The sequence below is a fragment of the Paraburkholderia sp. BL25I1N1 genome (assembly GCF_003002025.1).
GTDB lineage: Bacteria > Pseudomonadota > Gammaproteobacteria > Burkholderiales > Burkholderiaceae > Paraburkholderia.
In genome coordinates this window covers 305173-327772 of sequence record NZ_PVZB01000002.1, presented here as the reverse complement: position 1 = coordinate 327772, position 22600 = coordinate 305173, and the positions used below count along the sequence as shown (strand labels likewise).

At 64.7% G+C, this 22600-nt stretch carries 20 protein-coding genes and 1 riboswitch; of the genes, 12 read left to right on the top strand and 8 right to left on the bottom strand.

Annotated features, from left to right (window positions below; all coding sequences use genetic code 11):
* The first annotated feature begins 16 nt into the window (after positions 1-16).
* Together B0G73_RS04335 and B0G73_RS04330 are read left to right on the top strand one after the other, a co-directional pair.
* Entirely contained in the window at positions 17-499 is a 483-nt protein-coding gene (locus B0G73_RS04335) for a DUF2778 domain-containing protein (RefSeq protein ID WP_106278209.1), read from the top strand.
* The gene (locus B0G73_RS04330; protein WP_106278207.1) at positions 496-1107 is read left to right on the top strand and encodes a hypothetical protein; all 612 of its coding nucleotides are present in this window, start codon (positions 496-498) and stop codon (positions 1105-1107) included. The genes B0G73_RS04335 and B0G73_RS04330 overlap by 4 nt, the downstream gene beginning before the upstream one ends.
* A gap of 14 nt (positions 1108-1121) precedes the next feature.
* Here the strand turns inward: B0G73_RS04330 and cobJ are convergent, their stop codons facing one another.
* From cobJ to cobG, 4 genes are read right to left on the bottom strand one after another with little or no spacing between them, the layout of a single operon-like run.
* Positions 1122-2825 carry a precorrin-3B C(17)-methyltransferase gene (cobJ, locus tag B0G73_RS04325; protein ID WP_106278205.1) on the bottom strand — a complete coding sequence of 568 codons (1704 nt, stop codon included), beginning with the start codon at positions 2823-2825 and terminating at the stop codon, positions 1122-1124.
* Positions 2822-3553 (bottom strand): precorrin-2 C(20)-methyltransferase, encoded by a 732-nt coding sequence (locus B0G73_RS04320; protein WP_106278203.1) that lies wholly within the window; start codon positions 3551-3553, stop codon positions 2822-2824. The genes cobJ and B0G73_RS04320 overlap by 4 nt, the downstream gene beginning before the upstream one ends.
* Positions 3554-4180, bottom strand: coding sequence for a precorrin-8X methylmutase (locus B0G73_RS04315; protein ID WP_106278201.1), 627 nt, complete (start codon positions 4178-4180; stop codon positions 3554-3556).
* Entirely contained in the window at positions 4173-5795 is a 1623-nt protein-coding gene (gene cobG / locus B0G73_RS04310; protein ID WP_374956996.1) for a precorrin-3B synthase, read from the bottom strand. Before cobG ends, B0G73_RS04315 begins: the two co-directional genes overlap by 8 nt.
* A gap of 92 nt (positions 5796-5887) precedes the next feature.
* A riboswitch (cobalamin riboswitch) is annotated at positions 5888-6067 on the bottom strand.
* Positions 6068-6151: 84 nt separating this feature from the next.
* Here cobG and cbiE point away from each other — a divergent pair.
* Genes cbiE through cobM form a run of 4 tightly spaced genes read left to right on the top strand, consistent with a single transcriptional unit; the run spans position 6152 to position 10134 of the window.
* A complete protein-coding gene (gene cbiE, locus B0G73_RS04305) occupies positions 6152-7540 on the top strand; it encodes a precorrin-6y C5,15-methyltransferase (decarboxylating) subunit CbiE (RefSeq protein ID WP_106278414.1) in 1389 nt (462 codons plus the stop codon).
* Positions 7540-8637 carry a cobalt-precorrin-5B (C(1))-methyltransferase gene (locus B0G73_RS04300; RefSeq protein ID WP_106278198.1) on the top strand — a complete coding sequence of 366 codons (1098 nt, stop codon included), beginning with the start codon at positions 7540-7542 and terminating at the stop codon, positions 8635-8637. Before cbiE ends, B0G73_RS04300 begins: the two co-directional genes overlap by 1 nt.
* A 2-nt stretch (positions 8638-8639) precedes the next feature.
* Complete coding sequence (locus B0G73_RS04295) at positions 8640-9362, top strand: cobalt-precorrin-6A reductase (protein ID WP_106278413.1); 723 nt, start codon at positions 8640-8642, stop codon at positions 9360-9362.
* 46 nt (positions 9363-9408) lie between these two features.
* Complete coding sequence (gene cobM, locus B0G73_RS04290) at positions 9409-10134, top strand: precorrin-4 C(11)-methyltransferase (RefSeq protein ID WP_106278196.1); 726 nt, start codon at positions 9409-9411, stop codon at positions 10132-10134.
* Between the two features lie 73 nt (positions 10135-10207).
* On the opposite strand, the gene metE is transcribed toward cobM, so the two are convergent.
* Positions 10208-12502 (bottom strand): 5-methyltetrahydropteroyltriglutamate--homocysteine S-methyltransferase, encoded by a 2295-nt coding sequence (gene metE, locus B0G73_RS04285; RefSeq protein ID WP_106278194.1) that lies wholly within the window; start codon positions 12500-12502, stop codon positions 10208-10210.
* A gap of 135 nt (positions 12503-12637) precedes the next feature.
* Between metE and B0G73_RS04280 the strand changes: the two genes are divergently transcribed.
* Complete coding sequence (locus tag B0G73_RS04280) at positions 12638-13567, top strand: LysR family transcriptional regulator (RefSeq protein ID WP_106278192.1); 930 nt, start codon at positions 12638-12640, stop codon at positions 13565-13567.
* Positions 13568-13597: 30 nt separating this feature from the next.
* Here B0G73_RS04280 and B0G73_RS04275 read toward each other — a convergent pair whose 3' ends face one another.
* Together B0G73_RS04275 and speB are read right to left on the bottom strand one after the other, a co-directional pair.
* Positions 13598-14683 carry a polyamine ABC transporter substrate-binding protein gene (locus B0G73_RS04275; RefSeq protein WP_374956997.1) on the bottom strand — a complete coding sequence of 362 codons (1086 nt, stop codon included), beginning with the start codon at positions 14681-14683 and terminating at the stop codon, positions 13598-13600.
* Positions 14684-14740: 57 nt separating this feature from the next.
* Positions 14741-15718 (bottom strand): agmatinase, encoded by a 978-nt coding sequence (gene speB / locus B0G73_RS04270; RefSeq protein ID WP_106278188.1) that lies wholly within the window; start codon positions 15716-15718, stop codon positions 14741-14743.
* 189 nt (positions 15719-15907) lie between these two features.
* Here speB and B0G73_RS04265 point away from each other — a divergent pair, with 189 nt between their 5' ends.
* The 3 genes from B0G73_RS04265 to B0G73_RS04255 all read left to right on the top strand — a co-directional run bounded on the left by B0G73_RS04265 (position 15908) and on the right by B0G73_RS04255 (position 19040).
* Positions 15908-16804 carry a LysR substrate-binding domain-containing protein gene (locus tag B0G73_RS04265; protein ID WP_181196490.1) on the top strand — a complete coding sequence of 299 codons (897 nt, stop codon included), beginning with the start codon at positions 15908-15910 and terminating at the stop codon, positions 16802-16804.
* Positions 16805-17019: 215 nt separating this feature from the next.
* Positions 17020-17913, top strand: coding sequence for a GyrI-like domain-containing protein (locus tag B0G73_RS04260; RefSeq protein WP_106278184.1), 894 nt, complete (start codon positions 17020-17022; stop codon positions 17911-17913).
* Between the two features lie 2 nt (positions 17914-17915).
* Positions 17916-19040 carry a prolyl oligopeptidase family serine peptidase gene (locus B0G73_RS04255; protein ID WP_106278182.1) on the top strand — a complete coding sequence of 375 codons (1125 nt, stop codon included), beginning with the start codon at positions 17916-17918 and terminating at the stop codon, positions 19038-19040.
* A 75-nt stretch (positions 19041-19115) separates the two neighbouring features.
* On the opposite strand, the gene B0G73_RS04250 is transcribed toward B0G73_RS04255, so the two are convergent.
* Complete coding sequence (locus tag B0G73_RS04250; protein WP_106278180.1) at positions 19116-20609, bottom strand: MDR family MFS transporter; 1494 nt, start codon at positions 20607-20609, stop codon at positions 19116-19118.
* Between the two features lie 215 nt (positions 20610-20824).
* Between B0G73_RS04250 and B0G73_RS04245 the strand changes: the two genes are divergently transcribed.
* Together B0G73_RS04245 and B0G73_RS04240 are read left to right on the top strand one after the other, a co-directional pair.
* Positions 20825-21091, top strand: coding sequence for a DUF1488 domain-containing protein (locus B0G73_RS04245; RefSeq protein ID WP_106278178.1), 267 nt, complete (start codon positions 20825-20827; stop codon positions 21089-21091).
* A gap of 296 nt (positions 21092-21387) precedes the next feature.
* Positions 21388-22539, top strand: coding sequence for a porin (locus B0G73_RS04240; protein ID WP_106278176.1), 1152 nt, complete (start codon positions 21388-21390; stop codon positions 22537-22539).
* Positions 22540-22600: the final 61 nt, after the last annotated feature.

Here is a 22600-nt window from a genome sequence, read left to right as displayed (position 1 = left end):
GGCGGGGGAGGAGGATATGCCGGTTAAGTGTACTTTTGTTTTGAATGGGCAGGTGGACTCGGTTTTGTCGTGTGATGGCACCGCGTCGGTTACCGCTTTTTCTGGAACGGGTCGTGGCCTGGATAATCCTGCCGACACTGCAATCCCGAACGTCGGGCCGTTACCCAAGGGCATTTACTATTTGGTGGATCGTCAACCGGGTGGCCTTATCGGACCCCTGCGTGACTTATGGAGTGCGCGCGGCGTCGGTTCTACCGACAAGCAGAAATGGTTCACGCTCTGGAATCCGGTATCTGGAGATACGACTAACATTGACGGTGTCGAGCGAGGGAATTTCAGACTGCACCCCATGGGGTCGCTTCAATTGAGCCATGGATGTATCACTGTCAAAAATCCGTATGAATTTGAGCGACTACAAATCTATATTCGGTCGCGTGGACGCACGTTGCCTGTTCCCAGAACGACAATGAAGGCGTACGGGACAGTCGAAGTCAAATGAAAAAACAACACGTGCTGAGTGCAGTTTTCATCGTAACTTCCGTTGTCGGCTCTGTAATCGGCGGTTGGTATCTAGCGTGCCTTTTCGGGCTGCTGCCTCTCGAAATGCCGAGATGTGTGGACCTGTTCATCCGACTGGCACTTTCAGTGACCGGCAATGATGAACTGGCCAATCCTGATGATATGGAGATACTCGCGCTTCTGCTTTACTGGGCGGTCGCGACCTTGCTTATTGCGGTGACACTATTTGGATACAAACGGTGGCTGGTTCGCTATCGCACTGCAAAGAAAAATGATGAAGCGATTCCCAAACTGCCGTTGTTAGTCAAATTTGATGTGTGCTTGCTTGCGCTTCTTGTGAGTGCCGATCTTGGGTGGTGGCTGTTGAGTCTGTTCCTGACATATCCATATAAAATACCGGGTGCTGTTAGAGCAGCTTTCGGATTTTGTCAGTCAGTCAGAGGCAAGTGGGGCGGGGCAGATCGCTGCGACGATCTGGGCTTTTTTGCTCTAAACCTTTACTGGGCTATAGCAACGCTATGTGTCGGCGCGCTTCTCATTTTGTGCTGCATCAGCGCGAGCCGAATTCTGCTCAGGAAAATGTCATAGCGGACACTCGCGCCTCATTCATACCACCGCGGCGTATAAACCCACTCCCCACTTTTAGCCGCATCACCAAACCGCCGCGTCATGGACGACCCCACGATCACCATAGTCCGCATATCCACATCGGACGAACGCAGTTCGCCCAACGTGAGCGTGCGCAGCGCGCTGCCAGGGCGGCCAATATCGCGGCCCAGGACTACCTGAGTCTGCGCCGCACGATACTCCCGCACGATATCCAGCGCCTTATCCAACTGCCACGGCCGTGCGCGCGAAATCGGGTTATAAAACGCCATCACCAGATCCGCTTCGGCGGCATGCCTTAGACGCTTTTCGATAATCGTCCATGGTTTCAGATTGTCGGACAGCGACAGCATGCAGAAGTCGTGGCCCAACGGCGCACCCGCCTGCGCCGCCGTTGCCATCGCCGCCGATACACCCGGCACAATCGACAATTCGACCGCCGCCCAGTCCGTATTCCGCGACGACTCTAACGCTTCGAGCACCGCCGCCGCCATCGCGAACACCCCAGGATCGCCCGACGACACCATCACCACGGAACGTCCCTCGCTCGCCAGTTCGAACGCATGCCGCGCGCGTTGCATTTCCTCGCGATTGTCCGTGCCGTGCACGCGCTGGTCGGCGCGCAATGGGCCGGCCATTTTCACGTAGGTGTCGTAGCCGAGAATATCGGTGGCCTCGGTGAGTGCCGTGCGCGCGGCCGGCACCATCAGATCGGCGCTGCCGGGGCCGAGGCCGATCACGGTCAGACGGCCGCGCGCGCGGCCGATCGTGTCAGGATCGATGGCGAGCGGCGCCAACGCGAGCGCGACGCCTGCCGCCGCATCGTTGTGCAGCGTCTCGTACGGAATGCGCAAGGCGGCGTGCAGCAGGTTGGCTGGCGGCGCGCCATCGTCGGGACGTGTCAGCGCGAAACGCAAGGGCACGTTCAGGCTCGCTGCAGCCTCGATCAGCGCGGGGTCGGCCATGCGCTCAGAAGACGCCAGCAATGCCGCGAGCGACAGCGGCGCGAGACCCTGCGCGTCCAGCGCCTTGCGCACGCGTGTCGCGATCTCGCCATCCACGGCCGTCACCGCCGCGACCACGCTGCGTGGATGAATCACCAGCTCATCTTCGCGACCGTCCCACGTTCGCGGCGTCACGCGGATCGCGAGACGCGCCGAAGCGGAGCGGGGCAGTTGCGCGTCGTCGAGCCACGGTGCTTCGCCTTCGATGCGCGTGCTCTCGCCGGCCAGCAGGTCCGATACGAAGCGCTTGCCCTGGCCGAGATCGGCGAGCGTATAGCCCTCGGGCGGATTCAGCACGCAAGTGCCGAAACGCAGTTCGCCACTCGTCGTGATGGCCGCCGGCACAGCCAGCAGCGCGGCAATCTCGCGCGCCATCACATTGACGCCGGCGAGACCGCCGAGCAGCGGCACGACCGCGCTGCCGTCTTCGGCGACGGCCAGCACCGGCGGCTCGACGCCCTTGTTCGACAACGACGGAGCGACACAGCGAATCACGATACCCGCCGCGCACAATGCGACGATCGGCGTGCCGCACGCATACAGTTCCCGCAGATGTGCGCCGAGTTCGCTGTATGGCACGTCCGCCTCGACGCGTCCCTGCAACGCATGCACCCGGCTGCCCGGGTACAGCGACTGGATGCGCCGCGCCGTCGCCAACGCGCCCGCGCCGAGAATGACGATCGCGGGTGCGCTCATCCTTGCCATTTTTCCCCCGGCACCACGAGCAGCGAAAAATACGGCGACGCCATCGGATCGACTTCGGCGAGCGGCACGATGCGCTGATTGCCCATCGTCGCGCGTTCGACGTAAAGCGCGCGGTCCGCGAGACCGAGTTCGCAGAGTACGCGCCGCACCTTGTCGAAGTTGCGGCCGAGTTTCATCACGACGGCGGCGTCGGCATCGGCGAGACGGCGGCGCAACTCGTCTTCGGGCAACACGCCGGAGAGCACCGACAAGCTTTGATTGCGATACACCAGCGGCGCGCCGAGCACGGCGGCGCCGCCGAGCATCGAGCACACGCCCGGCACGACTTCGCTTTCGTAGCGCGCCGCGAGCCGGTCGTGCAGATACATGTACGAGCCGTAGAAGAACGGATCGCCTTCGCAGATCACGGCGACGTCGCGGCCCGCGTCGAGGTGCGTGGCGACGACTTGCGCGGCGGTGTCGTAGAAGTCGGCGATGATCGCTTCATAGGAAAGCGGCGGTTCGAGTGCTTCGGTGGTCACGGGATAAACGAGCGGCAGATGCTGCTGGGCATCGTGCAAATGCGCTTCGATGATGCTGAACGCGTTGCCTTTCTTGCCCTTCGCGACAAAGTACGCGACCACCGGCGACGCCTTCAGCAAGCGCAGCGCCTTCAGCGTGATGAGTTCCGGGTCGCCGGGGCCGACGCCGAGGCCGAACAAACGTCCTTGCACCGTCATTTATTCGACCTCCGTGGCGAGCGCGTTCACGGCGGCCGCCGCCATCGCGCTGCCGCCGCGCCGGCCATGCACCACCACGTAGGGCACGCCGCGGCTGTCGTCCGCGAGCATGGCTTTCGATTCGGCCGCGCCGACAAAACCCACTGGAAAGCCGAGAATCAGCGCGGGTTTGGGCGCACCGGCGTCGAGCATATCGAGCAGATGAAACAGTGCCGTCGGCGCATTGCCGATCACGACCACGCCGCCCGCCAGTTGCGGCCGCCACAATTCGAGCGCCGCCGCCGAGCGCGTATTGCCGAGTTCACGTGCGAGCGACGGCACGTCTGGATGCGTCAGCGTGCAGATGACCTCGTTGTTCGCGGGCAGCCGCGCGCGCGTGATGCCTTGCGCGACCATGCCGGCATCGCACAGGATCGGCGCGCCTTGCGCGAGCGCCGCGCGGCCCGCCGCGCCCGCGCCTGCGGAAAATTGCAGATCGTCGATCACATCGACCATGCCGCACGCGTGGATCACGCGCACAGCGAGTTTTTCGAGGTCGGCGGGAATGCGCGACAAGTCGGCCTCCGCGCGGATCGTCGCGAAGGATTGGCGATAGATCTCCTGACCGTCGCGAATGTAATCAAGCATCGGTGTCACTCCGGGCGAGGCGTTCGAGCAGGTCGGCGGCCTCGCCGATCGTCAGTTGGCGCGCGACGCACTGGCCGAAGCCGGGCCGGCCGTCGCGCCGATAAAGGTCGTAGAGGCTGGGCGCGGCGGCGAGCAGCGTGAACGGCGCGCAATGCGCGGCGGCGCACGAGCGCGAGCAGCCGCTCAGATGCACGTCCACGCCGGCAGGCAGCCGAGCCGCGAGGCGCAACGCGTCGCTCTTGGTGTCGGCGAGGCCCTTCACGCAGCCGCTCGATCCGGCGCACGCGATCAGGTGCGTAATCGCGTGTGCGGGATCGCAGGCGAGACCGAGGGCGTTCAGGCCGGACAACACGGTCGGAACGGCGTGCGTGGCGATGTCGGGTAATAGCACGCTTTGCCAGGGTGTCAGGTGAAGCGTGGCGTTGCCGTGTTGTTGCGACAGCGTGGCGAGTCCCGTGAGTGTGTCTGCATCGAGACGTCCCAGCGGTGGCTGGCCGCCGACGTGCCAGGATCCGGGCACGCGTTGGGCGTGGGCGCCGAGGCGAAGGTTGGCGTCGGCTGGTGTAACGCGATGCCAGTCGGCGAGCTTCGCGTTTCGCGTTAGCGGGAAGTCGAGATATTGCTCGGCGTGATGCAGTACCGCGTCGACGGATTGCGCGGTTAGCAGGTGGCGCATGCGTGTGGCGTCTGCGGGGGCGAGGTCGAGGAATGTCAGGAGCAGCGCGCGTACCAGGGCCGGGACTTGTGAAGGCAGGATCGCGGCTAGAGCCCCTGTGCTGTTCACGCCCGGTTTTCCAGGCGCGGTGCTTTGGCTTTGCATAAGCGCGCCGGCATAGGCGCTCACAGGCGGACAACCCGCCAACCCGAACACGAACCGCACGCCGTCCGCCTCTTGCGACGCCGCGAGCCACACATCGTGCGGATGGTCCACTCTCGCGAGCCGTTCGCCGCCGTCCAGCAACAGTGCGAATTTCGGCGACAGCGCCGCGAAACGCGCTTCGCTTTGCAGCATCATGAGCAATTCGGCGCACAGCGGGCGCGTGTCGAATAGCGCGAACGGATCGCGTCCGGCAGCGGGGCTGATCATGACGTTGCGGACGTCGTCGGCGGTGGCTGCGGCTGCGGCAGAGAGTGCGTGGGCAGTGCCCACTTGCTGCGCTGCTGCGTCCGGGGCTTTCGAGGCCCATTCATTCACTGCGTTCGCGGCTCTGGTATCTGTTGCGCTCTCCGCCTCTGCGTTCGCGGCGCCGGCGGCAACTGCATTCACAGCGTTGACAGCCGCCGTCGTGTCCGCACGGCCCACCACGCCGTTCGCCGGCATCGGCCCAAGACCGGCGTCGATCAAAGCCGCGATCAACGCCGCCTCTTCACCGCGCTTCACGCCACGCACCTGCACATTCGCGCGATTGGTCAACTCGATCACCCCGGCCGCGTGCCGCGCGCTAGCCTCCGCGATCGCCCGAGCCTGCGCCGCGCTCAATTCGCCGCCGGGCAGTTTGATCCGGCAAATCCCGCCATCGCGCGCGGCGACGATGCGCAGCAGCCCCGGACACGCCGAGGGCCGCAGCGTGCCGGCTGCGTCGGATAAAACGGTGGAGGGCGTTGCTTGATTCAAGACGGACACCGGGTTTAGCGTCGCGCGACAGCCCGAGCATGCCGTGAGGCGGGCATGGCTGCGGCATCGGTACACCCCGCCCGATGTTGGCTGGCACGAACAGTCTCGCCGGCAGGTCTCCTGGCTGGCAGGTCATGGTCCGCCGCGGCCTTCCCGGTCGAACCAGTGGCGTGGAGCGCAGGCGGACTCGCTGCATACAGTTGCGGGGGCAGCCACAGTGGCACTGTGTTCCCTCTTCGGCCCCGAAGGGCACCGGCGGCTGTATTATGCCTTTTTTCGAACAGCACAACGAGGCTGGACGCTTTGATCGGCGTGGCACAGCGCATTATTTGAAGACACAGAATGAGGATGGATGCATGCCCGCGTGGCTGACGGTGGTGGGCATAGGCGACGACGGCTTCGCCGGTTTGGGGCGGCCCGCGCGGCGTGCCTTGCTGGAAGCGTCGGTGGTGTACGGCGGCGAACGTCATCTGGCGATGCTGCCCGCGCGTCTCGCCGCGCGCCGTGCCGCCTGGCCGCGTCCCTTCGATCTCGCACCCTTGCTGGCCGAGCGCGGCGCAGCCGTGTGCGTGCTGGCGAGCGGCGATCCGATGCTGTTCGGCGTCGGCGCGACACTCGCGCGGCAATTGCCGGCGGGGGAATTGCGGGTGCTGCCGGCGCCGTCGTCGTTGTCGCTGGCGGCCGCGCGGCTTGGCTGGCCGTTGCAGGATATCGCGACGGTGTCGCTGGTGGGGCGGCCGTTGCCCACGCTGAACGCGCATCTGCACGACGGCGCGCGCATGTTCGTGCTCAGCGCGGACGGGCGCACGCCCGCGGCGCTCGCGGCATTGCTGAACGCACGAGGTTACGGGGCGACCCGCATGAGCGTGCTGGAACACCTGGGCGGCGAACTGGAGCGGCGCATCGACGGCCGCGCGGATCAGTGGTCCGCGGGCGAGGTGGCCGCGCTGAACCTGATCGCGCTCGACTGCCGTGCTACCGAAGGTGCACCGCGTCTGCCGCTGACCTGCGGTTTGCCCGACGATGCGTTTCGTCACGACGGCCAGTTGACCAAGCGCGACGTGCGCGCGATCACGCTCGCGCGCCTCGCGCCGACGCCCGGCGAATTGCTGTGGGATGTAGGCGCGGGCAGCGGCTCCATCGGCATCGAATGGATGCGCGCGCATTCCACCTGTCGCGCGATTGCGATTGAAGGGCACGCGGAACGGCAACGTTTCATCGAACACAATCGCGATGCGTTAGGTGTGCCGGGGCTGCAACTCGTGGCGGGGCGCGCGCCTGAGGCGCTGCAGGGGTTGCCGGTGCCGGATGCCGTGTTCATCGGCGGCGGCGTGACCGTGCCGGGCGTGCTGGAGGCATGCTGGGCAGGTCTGCGCGAAGGCGGGCGGCTGGTCGCCAATGCGGTGACGTTGCAAGGCGAGGCGGCCTTGGCGGCGTGGCGCGAGCGGCATGGCGGGACGTTGACACGGATCGCATTGGCGGACGCGCAACCGCTTGGCGGGTTCGATACGTGGCGGCAGGCGTTGCCGATCACGCTGCTGGAGGTGACGAAGCCGGCGAGCGGCGAGGGCGCGAACCTCGCGGGAACCGAAACCGTGATTAACGCGACGAGTGCGGCAGATGTGCCGAATGCCAGGCGTGCCGCAAGTGCCGGAAGCGGTATGAGCGCTACGAATGTCACCAACTTGACAAACACGACGAACACGACCGGCGCCACCCCCACCGACCCATCGCCAGAACCCTGATGCGCGAAGAAACCCCCGAACAACCCGCGCCGCTGCGTAGCGGCTACACGACCGGCAGTTGCGCCACCGCGACGTCGCTGGCGGCGGCGCGTCTGTTGCTCGCGGGTGTCGTCAGCGAAGTGGCGGAGATCGTGTTGCCGAAGGGCCAGCATGTGCCGATGCCGCTGGTGTTCTGCCGCCTGATCGGGAATGGCGATGAAGGCGCGGAAGCCGGCACGATCAAGGACGCCGGCGACGATCCCGACGTCACGCACGGCGCGCTCGTCTTCGCGCGCGTGCGCCTCGTCGCCGAAGCGGGCGTGATATTTCGCGCGGGGCGAGGCGTCGGCACGGTGACGCGCGCGGGGCTGACGCTGCCGGTCGGCGAACCCGCCATCAACCCGGTGCCGCGCAGAATGATGACCGAGCATCTGGCCGAACTCGCGGCGGAGCATGCGTACGGCGGCGGCTTCGAAGTGACGATCGGCGTGGAAGGCGGCGAAGCGCTCGCGCTGAAAACGATGAACCCGCGTCTCGGCATTCTCGGCGGGCTGTCGATCCTCGGCACCACCGGCATCGTGCGTCCATTTTCGTGTTCGGCGTATATCGCGTCGATTCATCAGGGGATCGACGTCGCGCGCGCCAACGGCTATACCCATCTCGCCGCCTGCACCGGCAACGCGAGCGAGGACGCGATGCGCGCGCACTACGGCCTGCCGGATATCGCGTTGATCGAAATGGGCGACTTCGTCGGCGCGGTGCTCAAGCATATGAAGCGTGCGCCGGTCGAACGTCTGAGCGTGTGCGGCGGCTTCGGCAAGATCAGCAAGCTGGCGGCGGGTCATCTCGATCTGCATAGCCGCAATTCGAGCATCGACCTCGAGCGGCTCGCGCAATGGGCCGCCGAACAGGGCGCCGACGACGCGCTTCAGGCGGCGATCCGCGCAGCCAACACGAGTCAGCAGGCGGTCGCGTTGGCGCACGCGCGGCAGGTGCCGCTCGGCGATATCGTCTGCCGGCACGCACTGGCGGTGGCACGCGAGATCGTGCCGCCGCAGGTCAACGTCGAAATGTTCGCGATCGATCGCGAGGGTAAGCTGATCGGAGCCGCGCAATGAAAATGAAGCGGATTCTGCTGCTCGGCGGTACGGGCGACGCATTGCGGATCGCGCGGCAACTCGCGCCCGAGCATGTGTATAGTCTCGCCGGCCTCGGCAAGGCGCCTGACGATCTGGCGTGCACGGTGCGAGTCGGCGGCTTTGGCGGCAGCGAAGCTATGACGCGTTACATCGCCGATGAAGGTATCGATCTCGTGATCGACGCGACGCACCCGTATGCCGCGCAAATCAGCGCGAACGCGGCGCAGGCGAGCCGCGCCGCGCGCGTGCCGTATTGGGCACTGCGCCGCCCGGCGTGGCAACCGCAAGCCGGCGACGACTGGCACATGGTCGGCGACTGGAACGAACTCACGGATGCGCTCGCGCCGTTCAGAAAGCCGCTCTTCACGCTCGGCCGCGAACCGCTCGCGCATCTCGACGAAATCCCGCCTCATCAGTTCTGGGTCGTGCGTTGCCTTGAAGCGCACGAAGACACGCCGCGTGCGCGGATCCTCGCGGCGCGCGGTCCATTCACGCTCGAAGGTGAACGTGCGCTATTCGCCCTGCAAGCCTTCGACGTGGTGGTCAGCAAAAATAGCGGCGGCCAGGCGACTGAAGCAAAACTCGAAGTCGCGCGTGAACGCGGTTTGCCGGTCGTGATGCTGCGCCGACCTGAATTGCCGGCAGCAGAGAGGGAGTTCGAAAGCGTTTCCGATCTGCTCGACGCACTGCAACACGCAGTCTGACTCGCGCATGCATGCCACGCCGCCTCAACGAATCAGGGAGTAGTGAATGACGGTGTTTTTTATCGGCGCGGGTCCTGGCGACCCCGAACTGATCACGGTGAAAGGGCAGCGCCTCGTGCGCAGTTGTCCGGTGATCCTGTACGCGGGTTCGCTCGTGCCGGCCGCGGTGCTCGAAGGTCACGCGGCGCAGCAGGTTGTCAACACCGCCGAACTCGACCTCGATCAGATCGTCGCGTTGCTCGCGGCCGCGCACGACAACGGCCAGGACGTGGCGCGTGTGCATTCCGGCGATCCGTCGCTGTACGGCGCGATCGGCGAACAGATCCGCAGACTGCGCGAACTGAAGATACCCTATGAGATCGTGCCGGGCGTCACCGCCACGGCGGCATGCGCGGCCACGTTGGGTTGCGAACTCACATTGCCCGATGTTTCGCAGACGCTGATCCTCACGCGCTTCGCCACCAAAACCAGCATGCCCGAGGGCGAACAACTCGCCGACCTCGCCCGTCATCGTGCGACGATGGCGATTCATCTCGGCGTGCGGCACCTTGCGCGGATCGTCGAAGAATTGCGGCCGCATTACGGCGGCACGTGTCCGATCGCGGTGATCTATCGCGCGAGTTGGCCCGACGAGGAGAAGATCACCGGCACGCTCGACGATATTGTCGGCAAGGTGCAATCGACCTCCATCGAGCGGACCGCGTTGATCCTGGTCGGCCAGGTGCTGGCCGCCGAAGGCTTCGCCGACTCGACGCTGTACGCGAAAGACTGAAACCGTCCACGTGAAAAAGCCCATCCGCGCACCGTCGCACAGTGCGCGGATTAGCTCGCAACGCCAGAGCCTCTTACGCCGTCACTTCATCCGGCTGCCTCGCCGCCAGCTTCACACGCAATGCCTTGGCGGCCTGAACCATATTCGTCAGCGCTGCTTCGGTCTCCGGCCAGCCGCGCGTCTTCAGCCCGCAATCCGGATTGACCCACAAGCGTTCAGCGGGAATCACTTCGCACGCGCGTTCCAGCAGACGTTGCATGGCTTGCGCATCCGGCACGCGCGGCGAGTGGATATCGTAGACGCCCGGGCCGATTTTGTTCGGATACGCGAAAGCGCCGAAGCCGTCGAGCAGTTCCATCGCTGAGCGGGAGGTTTCGATCGTGATCACGTCGGCATCCATCGCGGCGATCGACGGCAGAATGTCGTTGAACTCCGAATAGCACATATGCGTATGAATCTGCGTTTGATCGGCCACGCCCGCGGCTGAAATGCGGAACACGCGCGTGGCCCATTCCAGATACGCGGCCCAATCGGCGCGACGCAACGGCAAGCCTTCGCGGAAAGCCGGTTCGTCGATCTGGATGATGCGAATGCCGGCCTTTTCCAGATCCACCACCTCTTCACGGATCGCGAGCGCGAGTTGCAGCGCGGTAGTTGAGCGCGGCTGGTCGTCACGCACGAACGACCATTGCAGCATCGTCACCGGGCCGGTCAGCATGCCCTTCATCAGACGTTGCGTGAGAGATTGCGCGTAACGCGTGGTCTCGACCGTCATCGGTTCGGGACGGTAGACGTCGCCGTAAATGATCGGCGGTTTCACGCAGCGCGACCCGTAGCTCTGCACCCAGCCATTTTCCGTGAACGCATAGCCCCACAACTGTTCGCCGAAATATTCGACCATGTCGTTGCGTTCGGCTTCGCCATGCACCAGCACGTCGAGTCCCAACTCTTCCTGTTTGCGTACGGCGATCTCGATCTCGCCGCGCATGCGCTGCAGATAGTCGAGTGCGCGCAGTTCGCCGCGCTTGTAGGCGGCACGCGCCTGGCGGATCGCCGGCGTTTGCGGGAACGAGCCGATCGTCGTGGTCGGCAGGAGCGGCAGGCCGAGCGCTTCGCGCTGCAGGCGATTGCGTTCGGCGAACGGGCTTTGCCGGTCGGCCATTGCGCTGCTCACCGCGGCCACGCGTTTTTGCACGAGCGCGTTGACTACCGCGCTGGAACCGCGGCGCGCTTCGAGCGCGCGGTCAGCGGCAGTGAGTGTCGCTTCGGCCGCCGCAGGATCGCGCAAGGCGAGCGCGAGCGTGGCGACTTCGTCGAGTTTTTCGGTGGCGAAGGCTAGCCAGGATTTCAGATCGGCGTCGAGTTTCTTTTCAGAGTCGAGTGAGACCGGCACATGCAGCAGCGAGCACGACGACGAAATCCACAAGCGTTCGCCGAATTCCGCATGCAAGGCCTGCAACGATTCGACGATCTCGCCGAGATCCGCGCGCCAGATATTGCGGCCATCGATCACGCCGGCTGACAACACAGCATGCGCCGGCAGGGCCGCGCGCCATGCGTCGAGTTGCTGCGGCGCGCGCACCAGGTCGAGATGGACACCGGCGACGGGCAACGCGGCCACGCGCGGCGCGTGCTCGGCGGCGCTTTCGAAGTACGTGGCCAGCAGCACTTTCACGCCCGATGCGCCGAGCACGTCATACGCGGCGGAAAAAGCGTCGAGCCATTCCGCGGGCAGATCGACGCACAAGGCCGGCTCGTCGAGTTGCACCCATTCGATGCCGCGCTGCTTGAGCTTGTCCAGCAGACGGCTGTAGCGGATCACGAGCCTCGGCAACAATGACAAACGGTCGAAGCCGGGGACATGGCTCTTCGACAGCCACAGATAAGTGATCGGCCCGATCAGCACCGGCTTGACCGGCAGGTTCAGCGCGAGCGCTTCATCGATCTCGTCGAACAGCCACTCGACGCCGCCGTCGAAGCTCGTCTGCGGTCCCAGTTCGGGGACGAGGTAGTGGTAGTTCGTGTCGAACCACTTGGTCATTTCCATGGCGGGTTGTGCAGCGTTGCCGCGCGCGAGCTGGTAGTACTGGGCAAGCGTTAGCGCCTTCGCATCGAAGCCGAAACGCTGCGGCAAAGCGCCGAGCAGCGCGCTCAGATTGAGCATCTGGTCGTAGTACGCAAAATCGCCGACGGTGACGAAATCCAGTTTTGCATCCTGCTGCAATCGCCAATGACGGGCGCGCAGTTCGCGCGCGACGCCACGCAGATACTGTTCGTCGGATTCGCCGCGCCAGAACGATTCCTGCGCGAATTTCAGTTCGCGCTGCGCGCCGATGCGTGGGAAGCCGGGAATATGCGTGCGGGCCATGTGAAGTCCTGTGGTTCGTTGTGTGAATTGGCGCTCAGTGTGAAAGTCACGCTATGATTCATCAAGCGACATGTTTTCACCAATGTATGAGCCAGATTCATATGCAACCCGATTCGTCTAAAGCGGAGCCATCCCATGCTTGAGCTTCGCCACTTGCGTTCGCTGATTGCCATTGCCGAGTCGGGCAAGCTGGTAGCGGCTGCCGAGCGCGTGCATCTGAGCCAGTCCGCGCTCTCGCATCAGATTCGCGATATCGAGGCGCATTACGAGGTATCGCTATTCGAGCGCACGAAACAGGGTTTGCGTTTCACTGCGGCCGGCGAGCGGCTGCTTGCGCTCGGCCGCGAAACGATCGCGGCGGTGAGCGCGGCGGAGCGCGATCTTGTTCGGCTGAAAGGCGACACGCGCGGCGAGTTGCGCATCGTGCTGGAATGCCATACGTGCTTCGACTGGCTGATGCCGGTCATGGACGAATTCCGCCGGCGGTGGCCGGAGGTCGAAGTGGATCTCGTCGCCGGGTTCCACGCGGATCCGTTGCGCCTGCTGAGCGACGGCAAGGCCGATGTGGTGATCGGCTCGAAGCCGGCCACGCGGCGCAACCTGCATATCGCGCCGCTATTCCGCTTCGAGATTCTGGTGGTGATGGCCAACGAGCATCGGCTGCGCAACAAGCGTCGCGTGGTGTCGGACGATCTGCACAACGAGACGTTGATTACCTATCCAGTGCCGGAGGCGCGCATCGATCTGATTCGCGAGGTGCTGGAGCCCGCCGGCATCAAACTCGACCGGCGCACGGCGGAACTGACCATCGCCATCATGCAACTGGTGGCGAGCCGCCGCGGGATCGCGGCGCTACCGAACTGGGGCGTGAAAAACTACGTCGATCACGATTACGTGCTGGCCAAACGCGTCGGCACCCAGGGACTGTGGAGCGAACTGTACGCAGTGGCCGCGAAAGGCCTGGCAAGCCGGCCTTATTTCGATGATTTCGTCAGGATCGTACGCGATACCTGCGCGGCGCAACTCGACGGCATCGAGTTGCTGACGGAAGAGGGACACCCGTAATGCCCATCGCTCGGCTCACTCGACAGTACTTCACGAACCCGATTTCAACTGTGCCCACAAGCGGCCTTCCAGACGCTTGATCTGTGCGGGCAAAGGCTTGAGCAGGAACAGCGTTTTCAGCACGGGCTCAGGCGGATACACGGTCGGGTCGTTGAGAATTTCCGGCCGCATGAATTTGCGGGCGGCGGCATCCGCGTTCGGATAGAACACGGTGTTGGTAATGTCCGCGTGCACTTCGGGGCGCTCGATATAGTTGATCCAGTCGAGCGCCGCTTCGGGATGGGGCGCATCTTTCGGGATCGCCATCATGTCGAACCAGACCGGTGCGCCGCCTTGCGGAATGAAGTACTTGACCTCGTAGCGCTTGCCGGCTTCACGCGCGCGATGGCTTGCCATCGAAACATCGCCTGACCAGCTCAGCGCGAAGCAGATATCGTCGCCCGCCAGATCGTTGATGTAACTCGTCGCGTTGAACTGCGTGATATACGGGCGGATCTTTTTCAGCGTTTCGTACGCGGCCTGATAGTCGGCGGGATTCTCGCTGTTCGGATCGCGGCCGAGATAGTGCAGCGTGACCGCGAACACATCGGACGGCGCGTCGAGCACGGAAACGCCGCAACTCTTCAGCTTGCTCAGATACTCGGGCTTGAACAGGATGTCCCAGTTGTCGAGCGGCGCCTCGTTGCCGAGAATCTTCCTCACGCGGGTGAGGTTGTAGCCGAGCCCCGTCGTGCCCCATGCCCACGGCACCGCGTACTGATTGCCGGGGTCCGCGTCGGCAACCAGCTTCAGCAGATTGCGGTCGAGGTTCGCGAGATTCGGCAGCTTCGATTTGTCGAGCTTCTGATAAATGCCGGCTTCGATCTGTTTGGCCAGAAAGTTGGAGGTCGGCACCACGACGTCGTAGCCGGTCGAGCCGGTCAGCAGTTTCGCCTGCAAGGTTTCGTCGCCGTCGTACACGTCGTAGCGCACGTGAATGCCGGACTCTTTTTCGAAGTTCGGCACGGTGTCTTTCGCGATGTAGTCAGCCCAGTTGTACAGGTTGAGCTGTTTTTCGTCGGCGTGCGAGGCGGCACTGAATGCGCCGAGCAGCAGGGCGGCCAGAAGCGGTTTCATCGTGGTGCGGGGCATGGTGGGTCATCTCGTCGGGAAAGGGGGCAACGGGTCGCGGACTTATAGATTCGTGAGGCGTTGCAGCTTCTGGTTGCGCATCAGGCACAGCATGTCCGACGCGAGATGCGCGGCGGCGAGGGCGGTCACGTCGCTGTGGTCGTAGGGCGGCGACACTTCCACTACGTCCGCGCCCACCAGGTTCACGGCGCCCAGCGCGCGCGCGATTTCCAAGGCTTGCGCCGAACTCAGCCCGCCCGCTACCGGCGTGCCCGTGCCGGGCGCGAATGCCGGGTCGAGACAGTCGATGTCGAAGGTCAGGTAAGTGGGCGCGCTGCCGACAATGGACAGCACTTCGTCGATCGTGGCTTGCGTGCCGTTGCGATGGACCCACGGCGCATCGAGAATGCGCACGCCCATGAAGTCGTCGTTCCATGTGCGAATGCCGATCTGCACCGAGCGCGCGGGATCGATGAGCCCTTCACGGATTGCCTTGTAGAACATCGTGCCGTGGTTCAGCGAATCGGGGTTGTCGTCCGGCCAGGTATCGCAATGCGCGTCGAAGTGGATCAGGCTGAGCGGCTTGCCGTATTTCTCGACGTGCGCGACGAGCAACGGATACGTGATGTAGTGGTCGCCGCCGAACGTCAGCATGCGCGCGCCGGTGGCAAGAATTCCGCGGGCGTGCGCGATGATCGCGTCGCGAATGCCCGACGGGTTATGCGCGTCGAACCAGCAGTCGCCGTAGTCGACCACGTTCAGATGATCGAACGGATCGACGCCCCACGGAAATGCGCCGAGTTCCGCCAGTTGCACGGAGGCGGCGCGCACGCCCGCCGGGCCGAAGCGCGTGCCGGGGCGGAAGGTCGTGGCGAGATCGAGCGGGATGCCGGATACGGCGACGTCCACGCCGGTGAGGTCACGCGAGTAGGGGCGGCGCATGAATGACAGCACGCCCGCATAGGTCGGCGCGGCAGGCTGGCCGCCCTCTTGAGCGGGGCTTTTCAAATACGGATGCGGCGCGTTCAGATTCAGGGTCATACGGAGCTATCCGGTCGGTTAGATGAAGCGCCCGTCACACAAATATTTCTCATGTCTGCCGCAAGGCGAATCAGCGGCAAGTTACGCGTGACGGGCAACTGGGTCTATGATTGCGGGGAAAAATTCCGGCGAAAAGCGAAGAATCTTGCTGGAAGTATCGATATTTTTAATATCTCGGCCAACCAGACGATGCGCAGACTTCCACCCTTGCAAGCCTTGCTCGCCTTCGACGCCGCCGCGCGTCTGGGCAGCTTCACGCGCGCCGCGCAGGAACTGGCGCTGACGCAGTCGGCGATCAGCCATCAGATCCAGCAGCTCGAGGAATGGACCGGGCAGCCGCTGTTCCGGCGCATCGGCCGTGGGGTGGCGCTGACGGCCGCCGGCACGCTGTACGCGCAAACCGTGACGACGGCGCTCGCCACGCTCGCCGACGGGCGCGATCGCATCGAGCCGTACGGCAATCCGGATTCGGTGATTCTCGTGTGCGCGCCGCAATTTGCTTCAGGCTGGCTGATGCCGCGCATGCGGGCGTTCGCCGAAGCGTTGCCGACGCTGGAGCTTTGGCTCGTGACCGGCGAGGAAGTCAACGAGATCGACCGCGTGGACGTCGATCTGGTCGTGTCGTCGAAGGCCATCCGAACGCCGGAGGTGGTGTGCGAGCCATTGCTCGACGAAGCGGCCGTGGCGGTCTGCGGACCGGTGACGGCGCGCCGTCTGCGTGACGCGCCGTTTCCCGATGTGTTGACGCAGGCGCCGTTGCTGGTGCACGAGGCGCGCCCCGAATGGGCGCCGTGGCTGCCTGAATTAAAGCGCGGCGGCTTGCGCACGCGCCGGGCGATCACGGTCAGCGATCCGCGTTTTCTGGTCGCTGCTGCGGAACAGGATATGGGCATTGCGACGGTGTCGCGACTCGACGCGGGCGACGCGTTGACGAGCGGCCGCGTCGAAGTCCTGCCGCAAGTGCCGGGCTTCGCGCTCGCGCCGCTCTGGCTGATGCGCTCGGCGCAGCCGGCGCGCTCGGCCGCCGTTGATGCTGTGCACGCGTGGATGATCGCGTTGTGCCGTGAGGAGCAAGGAGCGCAATGAGCACGCTCGCGATCGCCGGCGCGACAGGGAAAGAGCATGCTGCCTCTCTGGCGCGAGCGAGACAGAGCATGCTGCATTGCCGGCGCGACCAGGAAAGATCATGATGCCTCGCCGGCGCGAGCGACAAAGAGCATGCTGCATCGCGCGGCGCGCGCCGCCTGAAATTTCGCAAGCTCTGCACCGTCTTGCGGCCGCGACGCCGCTATCCTAGCGCCATGATGAAGCCCAGCACCGAACGAGATTACCGTCGGCGGATCGCCCGCGTGGTCGAGGCGATTCTGCTCGAACCCGGCGCGCACCATACGCTGGAGAGCCTCGCCGCGGTGGCGCTCCTGTCGCCGTTTCATTTTCATCGCGTCTACCGGGCGCTGACCGGTGAGAGCGTGGTGGAGACCGTGCAGCGCCTGCGGCTTGCGCAAGCGGCGCAACGGCTGACCGATGCCGCCGCGTCGGTCACCGCGGTCGCGCACGATGCCGGCTACAACAGCCCGCAAGCCTTCGCGCGTGCGTTTCGCGGCTTCACCGGCGTCTCGCCGAGCGAGTTCAAGGCATGGCAAAAACGCCTGGCCGCGCCATGCACGGGCCGCGCGGCTGACGCGCAAGTCGACGCGCCAAGGAACAACGCCGCGGCTCCGGCGCTGCCTGCCGTCGAACTCACGGAGATTGCGCCGTTCGATGTGCTGAGTCTGCGGCACGACGGACCGGTCGCGACGATCGGCCAGACCTTTCGCTCGCTCATGACGATGCTGCGCTGCGACGAAAAGGCGGTGATGGATCAGCGCGTGGGCATCTGCGTGCGCGATCCGGCGGCGAAGGACAGCTTCAGCTATCGTGCGGCGATCGTCGCGAGTCCGCATGACGTGCCGCTCGAAGCGAGCGATGCAGTCGAACCGTTGCGGCTCGAAGGCGGGCTGTACGCGGTGCATCGGCTGATCGGTCCGTATGCGTTGATCTCGCCGACCTTTCGCGCACTTTACGGCGGCTGGCTGCCGCAAAGCGGTTATCTGCGCGACCGGCGTCCCGCACTCGAGCTGTATCGCAATCCACTGGTCGCCGGTCTGCAGCAGACGTGCGTGACCGACCTGATGATTCCTATCCGCAAGGACTGACCATGTTTCGTGTGAGCTGTGCCGTCATCGCCGGATTGGCGTGTGCGGCGGCGTTGTGCTGGGCGGGCGCCGTGTCGGCGGATCAGGCCGACTTGCATGTGGGCGAGACGACGCGCGTGTTTCGTCCCGCCGTGGCTCGCCATTGGCGCGGGGCGAAAACCGAGGCGCTGGTGACGCGCATCTGGTATCCGGTCGATACGTCGGTGCCGCAGACGCCGCGCGAGATCGGCGCGCCCGCTCAGCCGATCTTTCACGGCCATGCCGCCGCCGAAGATGCGCCGCTCTCGACCGCCCGCACGAGCTACCCGTTGCTAGTGCTCTCGCACGGCACGGGCGGCACCGCCGACAGTCTCGACTGGCTCGCCGCCGCGCTCGCCGCGCGAGGCTATATCGTGGCCGGCGCCAATCATCCGGGCAACAACGCGGCGGCGCCGATGACGCGCGACGGCTTCATGCTCTGGTGGGAGCGCGCCACCGACGCGAGCGAAGTGCTCGACGGCGTGCTCGCCGATGCGCTGCTCGGGCCGCATGTGGACCGTGAGCGGATCGGCGCGGTGGGTTTTTCGCTGGGCGGCTATACCGTGCTCGAACTGGCGGGCGCGCGGACCAATCTGCCGGCGTTCGAGCGTTTCTGCACATCGCCCGAGGCCGACGCGATCTGTCATCCACCGGAGGCGGCGCGCATCAGCGATGCATCGGGCGCGGCGCCCTCGGCGCTGGACGATCTATCACCGGCAACGAAGGCCTCGCGCGCGCGGTCTGGCGCGTCGTATCGCGATCCACGCGTCAAAGCCGTGTTCGCCATTGCGCCCGCGTTGGGCGAGGCCTTCGACGACAACTCGTTTGCCGACGTGACGATTCCCGTCTCGCTGCTCGCGGGTGACGCCGACGTCACCGCGCCGGTGGCCACCAACATTCATCGCATCGCGGGTTTGCTGCGCAACGCGCATGTGGAGATGGTGCCGGGCGCGTCGCATTACACGTTTCTGGATACCTGTCTCGCCGATGTCGTCGCGCACGTGGCGGGTATTTGCCGGGATGGACCGGGCGTCGATCGCGATGCGGTGCATGCGCTGGCTGCCGACCGGGCGGTCCGCTTTTTCGCGGCGACCTTGCCGGCGCGGTGACGCTGACAGAAGTGCGTCAGGCTTATCGAACAAAGCGCGGCAGCGGACCGTACGCCGCCGCGCCCGCCACGCATCTCAGTCCTCCAGCGGCGCCAACGCTTCGATCGGCATCTTCCTCTCACCGCCGATCCTGATTGCGGGCACGAACATCAGCAGCACGACCACGAAGATCGCGATGACGAAGAGCGAAATGAACGTGAGGTGCAGCGATTGATGCAGGACAGTGCGGATCATGTCGCTGTCACCGAGACTGGCGGCCTGATTCTGCAACAGCGCCTTCAACTGGTCCGACGTGACCACGGCCACACCTTTCGAATGACTGAGGCCGAAGTTGAGCACCGCGCCGAACAGCGTCGCGCCCAGGGTGCTGCCGAGATTGCGCGAAAACAGATTCGACGCGGTGGCGCTGCCGCGTTCGTCCATGCGAACGATCTCCTGGATCAGGATCAGGCAACTGACGCTCGACGTGCCCATGCCGAAGCCCATGATCAACGAGCCGAACGCCGCGACGAGCGGCGAGCCGCCGGGCGACAGAAACAGCAGCAACAGCGCGCCGAGCGGAATGGCCGCGCTGCCGCCGATCAGAATGCGCCGCAAGCCGAGGCGATGAAATGACTTCGCGGCGAGCGTCGCGCCGGCCGGCCAGCCCACCATCATCATCGTCAAGGCGAGGCCGGCGATCACCGGTGAGCGATGCAGCACGCCCTGCACGTACATCGGCAAAAACGTGGTCGCGCCCATCAGGATCATGCCGGACAGCAACGTCGCGCCGTTGGAGGCGGCAATCGGCCGGCGGCTCCAGAGCGCGAAGGAGATCATCGGTTCAGCCGCGCGGCGCTCCTGCCACACGAACAGCAACACGCACAGCGCGAACGCGCCGCCCGCCATCGACGCTTGCGCGACCTGGTCGTCGCCGGCGTAGGTGAGCGCCATCATGAGCGCGGCGATGGCCGCCATGAACAGCGCCGCGCCGCCGAAGTCGATCGAAGGGCGCGCGTGCCGTTCCGATTCGCGCAGAAACGCGATGAAGCCCGCCGCGGAGGCAAGCCCGATCGGCACGTTCATCCAGAAGATCCAGGCCCACGACATGTTGTGAATGATGAAGCCGCCGACCATCGGGCCCACCACCGCCGAAATCGCCCACACGCTCGCGAGATAGCCTTGCACCTTGCCGCGTTCGCGCGCGGGATAGAGGTCGGCGACGATGGTCAGCGTGACCGGCTGGATCGCGCCGGCACCGACGCCCTGAATCAGCCGGAACGCGATCATGGCCGGCATCGACCAGGCGAAGCCGGCCAGCACCGAGCCAAGCAGAAAGATGGCGATGCCGGCCAGCATGACGGGCTTGCGGCCGTACAGATCGGCGAGTTTGCCGAATACCACGGTCATGGCGGTCTGGGTGAGCAGGAACGACGAGAAGACCCAGCTATACAGATGCAGATCGCCGAGTTGCGCGACGATCTGAGGCATGGCGGTGGAGACGATGGTGGCTTCGATGGCGACCATCGCCATGGACGCCATCACGGCGGCAATGACGAGGGGACGCGACGATTGCGGGTTGCGGGACATGGGCCAGGAGTTAGTATTAGGATATAAGGCACGTCGGGCAGCGTGGCCATGGGCGGCCAGGCCGTGACGCATCGGCACGACCGTACGAGGACGGCCGGTGTCGAGTATGCACCCTGCTGAGAATGTGCGCTGACCACGGCCGGTCTTGCGGACCACGCCGCCGTGGCACAGCGTTTGCGCACTCGAAGCTTTCTTTCGACAAATGGAGGGTCATCATGAGGATCGAATTCACCGGACGCCGTGAAGTGGTTGCGGCGGCGCGCGTCGCCTTCGAAGCCAATGTCGACGGGGCCGACGTCTGGTGCAGCGTGTCGCTGGATGCGCTGAACGAGCATTTCGGCAACGACGGCCCGTCGGCCCATGACCTCGTCAATACGTTCGAGGCGAATCGCGCGCGGATTGAAAACGCTACGCGCAAGGTCCTCGAAAAAAACGGCGGGCAGTCCGTGGAACTCGAAACCGGTGATTTCAACAGGGCCTGAGCGGCCTGGTTTCTGATTGACGATGAGCCCGGCGCGCGCGCCGGGCCTCGCAAACGACTCAACGGCTGTTGTTCACACACAACCCGTCCATTCCGCGCAGAGCCATCGCCGCGCGTCTCCTGCTTTCAAAACACCTCGTCGAAGCGCGGCGCATCGCGATTGCTGCGTGCAGATGACGGATTCTTGCAGATTCCATAAAGGACTGCTCCAGGGTCCGGGCATTCGTTTTCAATGCCCGCGTTTCTATACTCGCGTCGCTGTTCAACCTGATATTCCAGCTACGCAGGAGCATTGACGTGAAAAAGATTACCGCCGCGGTCGCGGCGTTCGCAGGACTCGCCGCCGCGACGGCGCATGCGCAAAGTTCGGTCACGCTGTACGGCCTCATCGACGCCGGCGTGATGTACACCAACAACGTGAAGAAGGGCGGCTCGCAGGGCGCGCTGGTGCAGGCGACGAGCGGCAACATCAACGGCAGCCGCTTCGGCTTGCGCGGCGCGGAAGATCTCGGCGGCGGATTGCAGGCGATTTTCGTGCTGGAAAATGGCTACAACGTGCAGAACGGCAAGCTGGGCCAGAACAACCGGCTGTTCGGCCGTCAGGCGTTTGTCGGCTTGAGCAGCAAGCAGTACGGCACGCTCACACTGGGCCGCCAGTACGACTCGCTGGTCGATTTCGTCGCGCCGCTCTCGGGCACGGCGGGCACCTTTGGCGACACCGGCTTCGCACATCCGTTCGACAATGACAATCTGAATCACTCCGTGCGCATGAGCAACGCCGTGAAGTACACGAGCGCGAACTACGCCGGTCTGAAGTTCGGCGGGATGTACGCGTTCTCGAACAACACGGAATTCGCGGTCAATCGTGCCTATAGCGCCGGCGTGAGCTATGTCAACGGTCCGTTCAAGGCGGCTGCCGGCTATTTGCAGATCAACGGTTCGAACTCGACCGGCAATACGTCCGGCGCGGTCGATCTCGGCGAATCCACGGCCAACGGCACGGGCGGCTTTCAGCTTGGCGCCGATGTGCAGCGCACGGCCGGCGCCGCGTTGAGCTATGGCTTCGGTCCCGTGACGGCCGGCTTCGTCTACACGCATAGCCAGTTCCAGAACACCGCGTCGTTCGGTGCCACGCATGGCTCGATGCGCTTCGACAACTACGAAGTGAACGGCAAGTACGCCGTGACGCCCGCGCTGAGCCTCGGGGCGGCCTATACCTATACGGACGCGCATGTGGGCGGCACCTCGAGCTTCGGCTCGGATCCGAAGTGGAATCAGGCGAACCTGCAAGCCGTCTATGCGCTGTCGTTGCGCACCGACGTGTATGCCGAAGCGATGTACCAGCACGTGAGCGGCAAGGGCTACACCGCGTTTATCAACACGGCGGGCGGCGCGTCGTCGACGGCAAATCAGGTGGTCGGCACGGTGGGGATCCGCACGCGCTTCTGAGCGTGATTGCTCCGGATTCAGGAACAATCCCTTCGACGGCGGGCCGTTATTCTATGAGGAA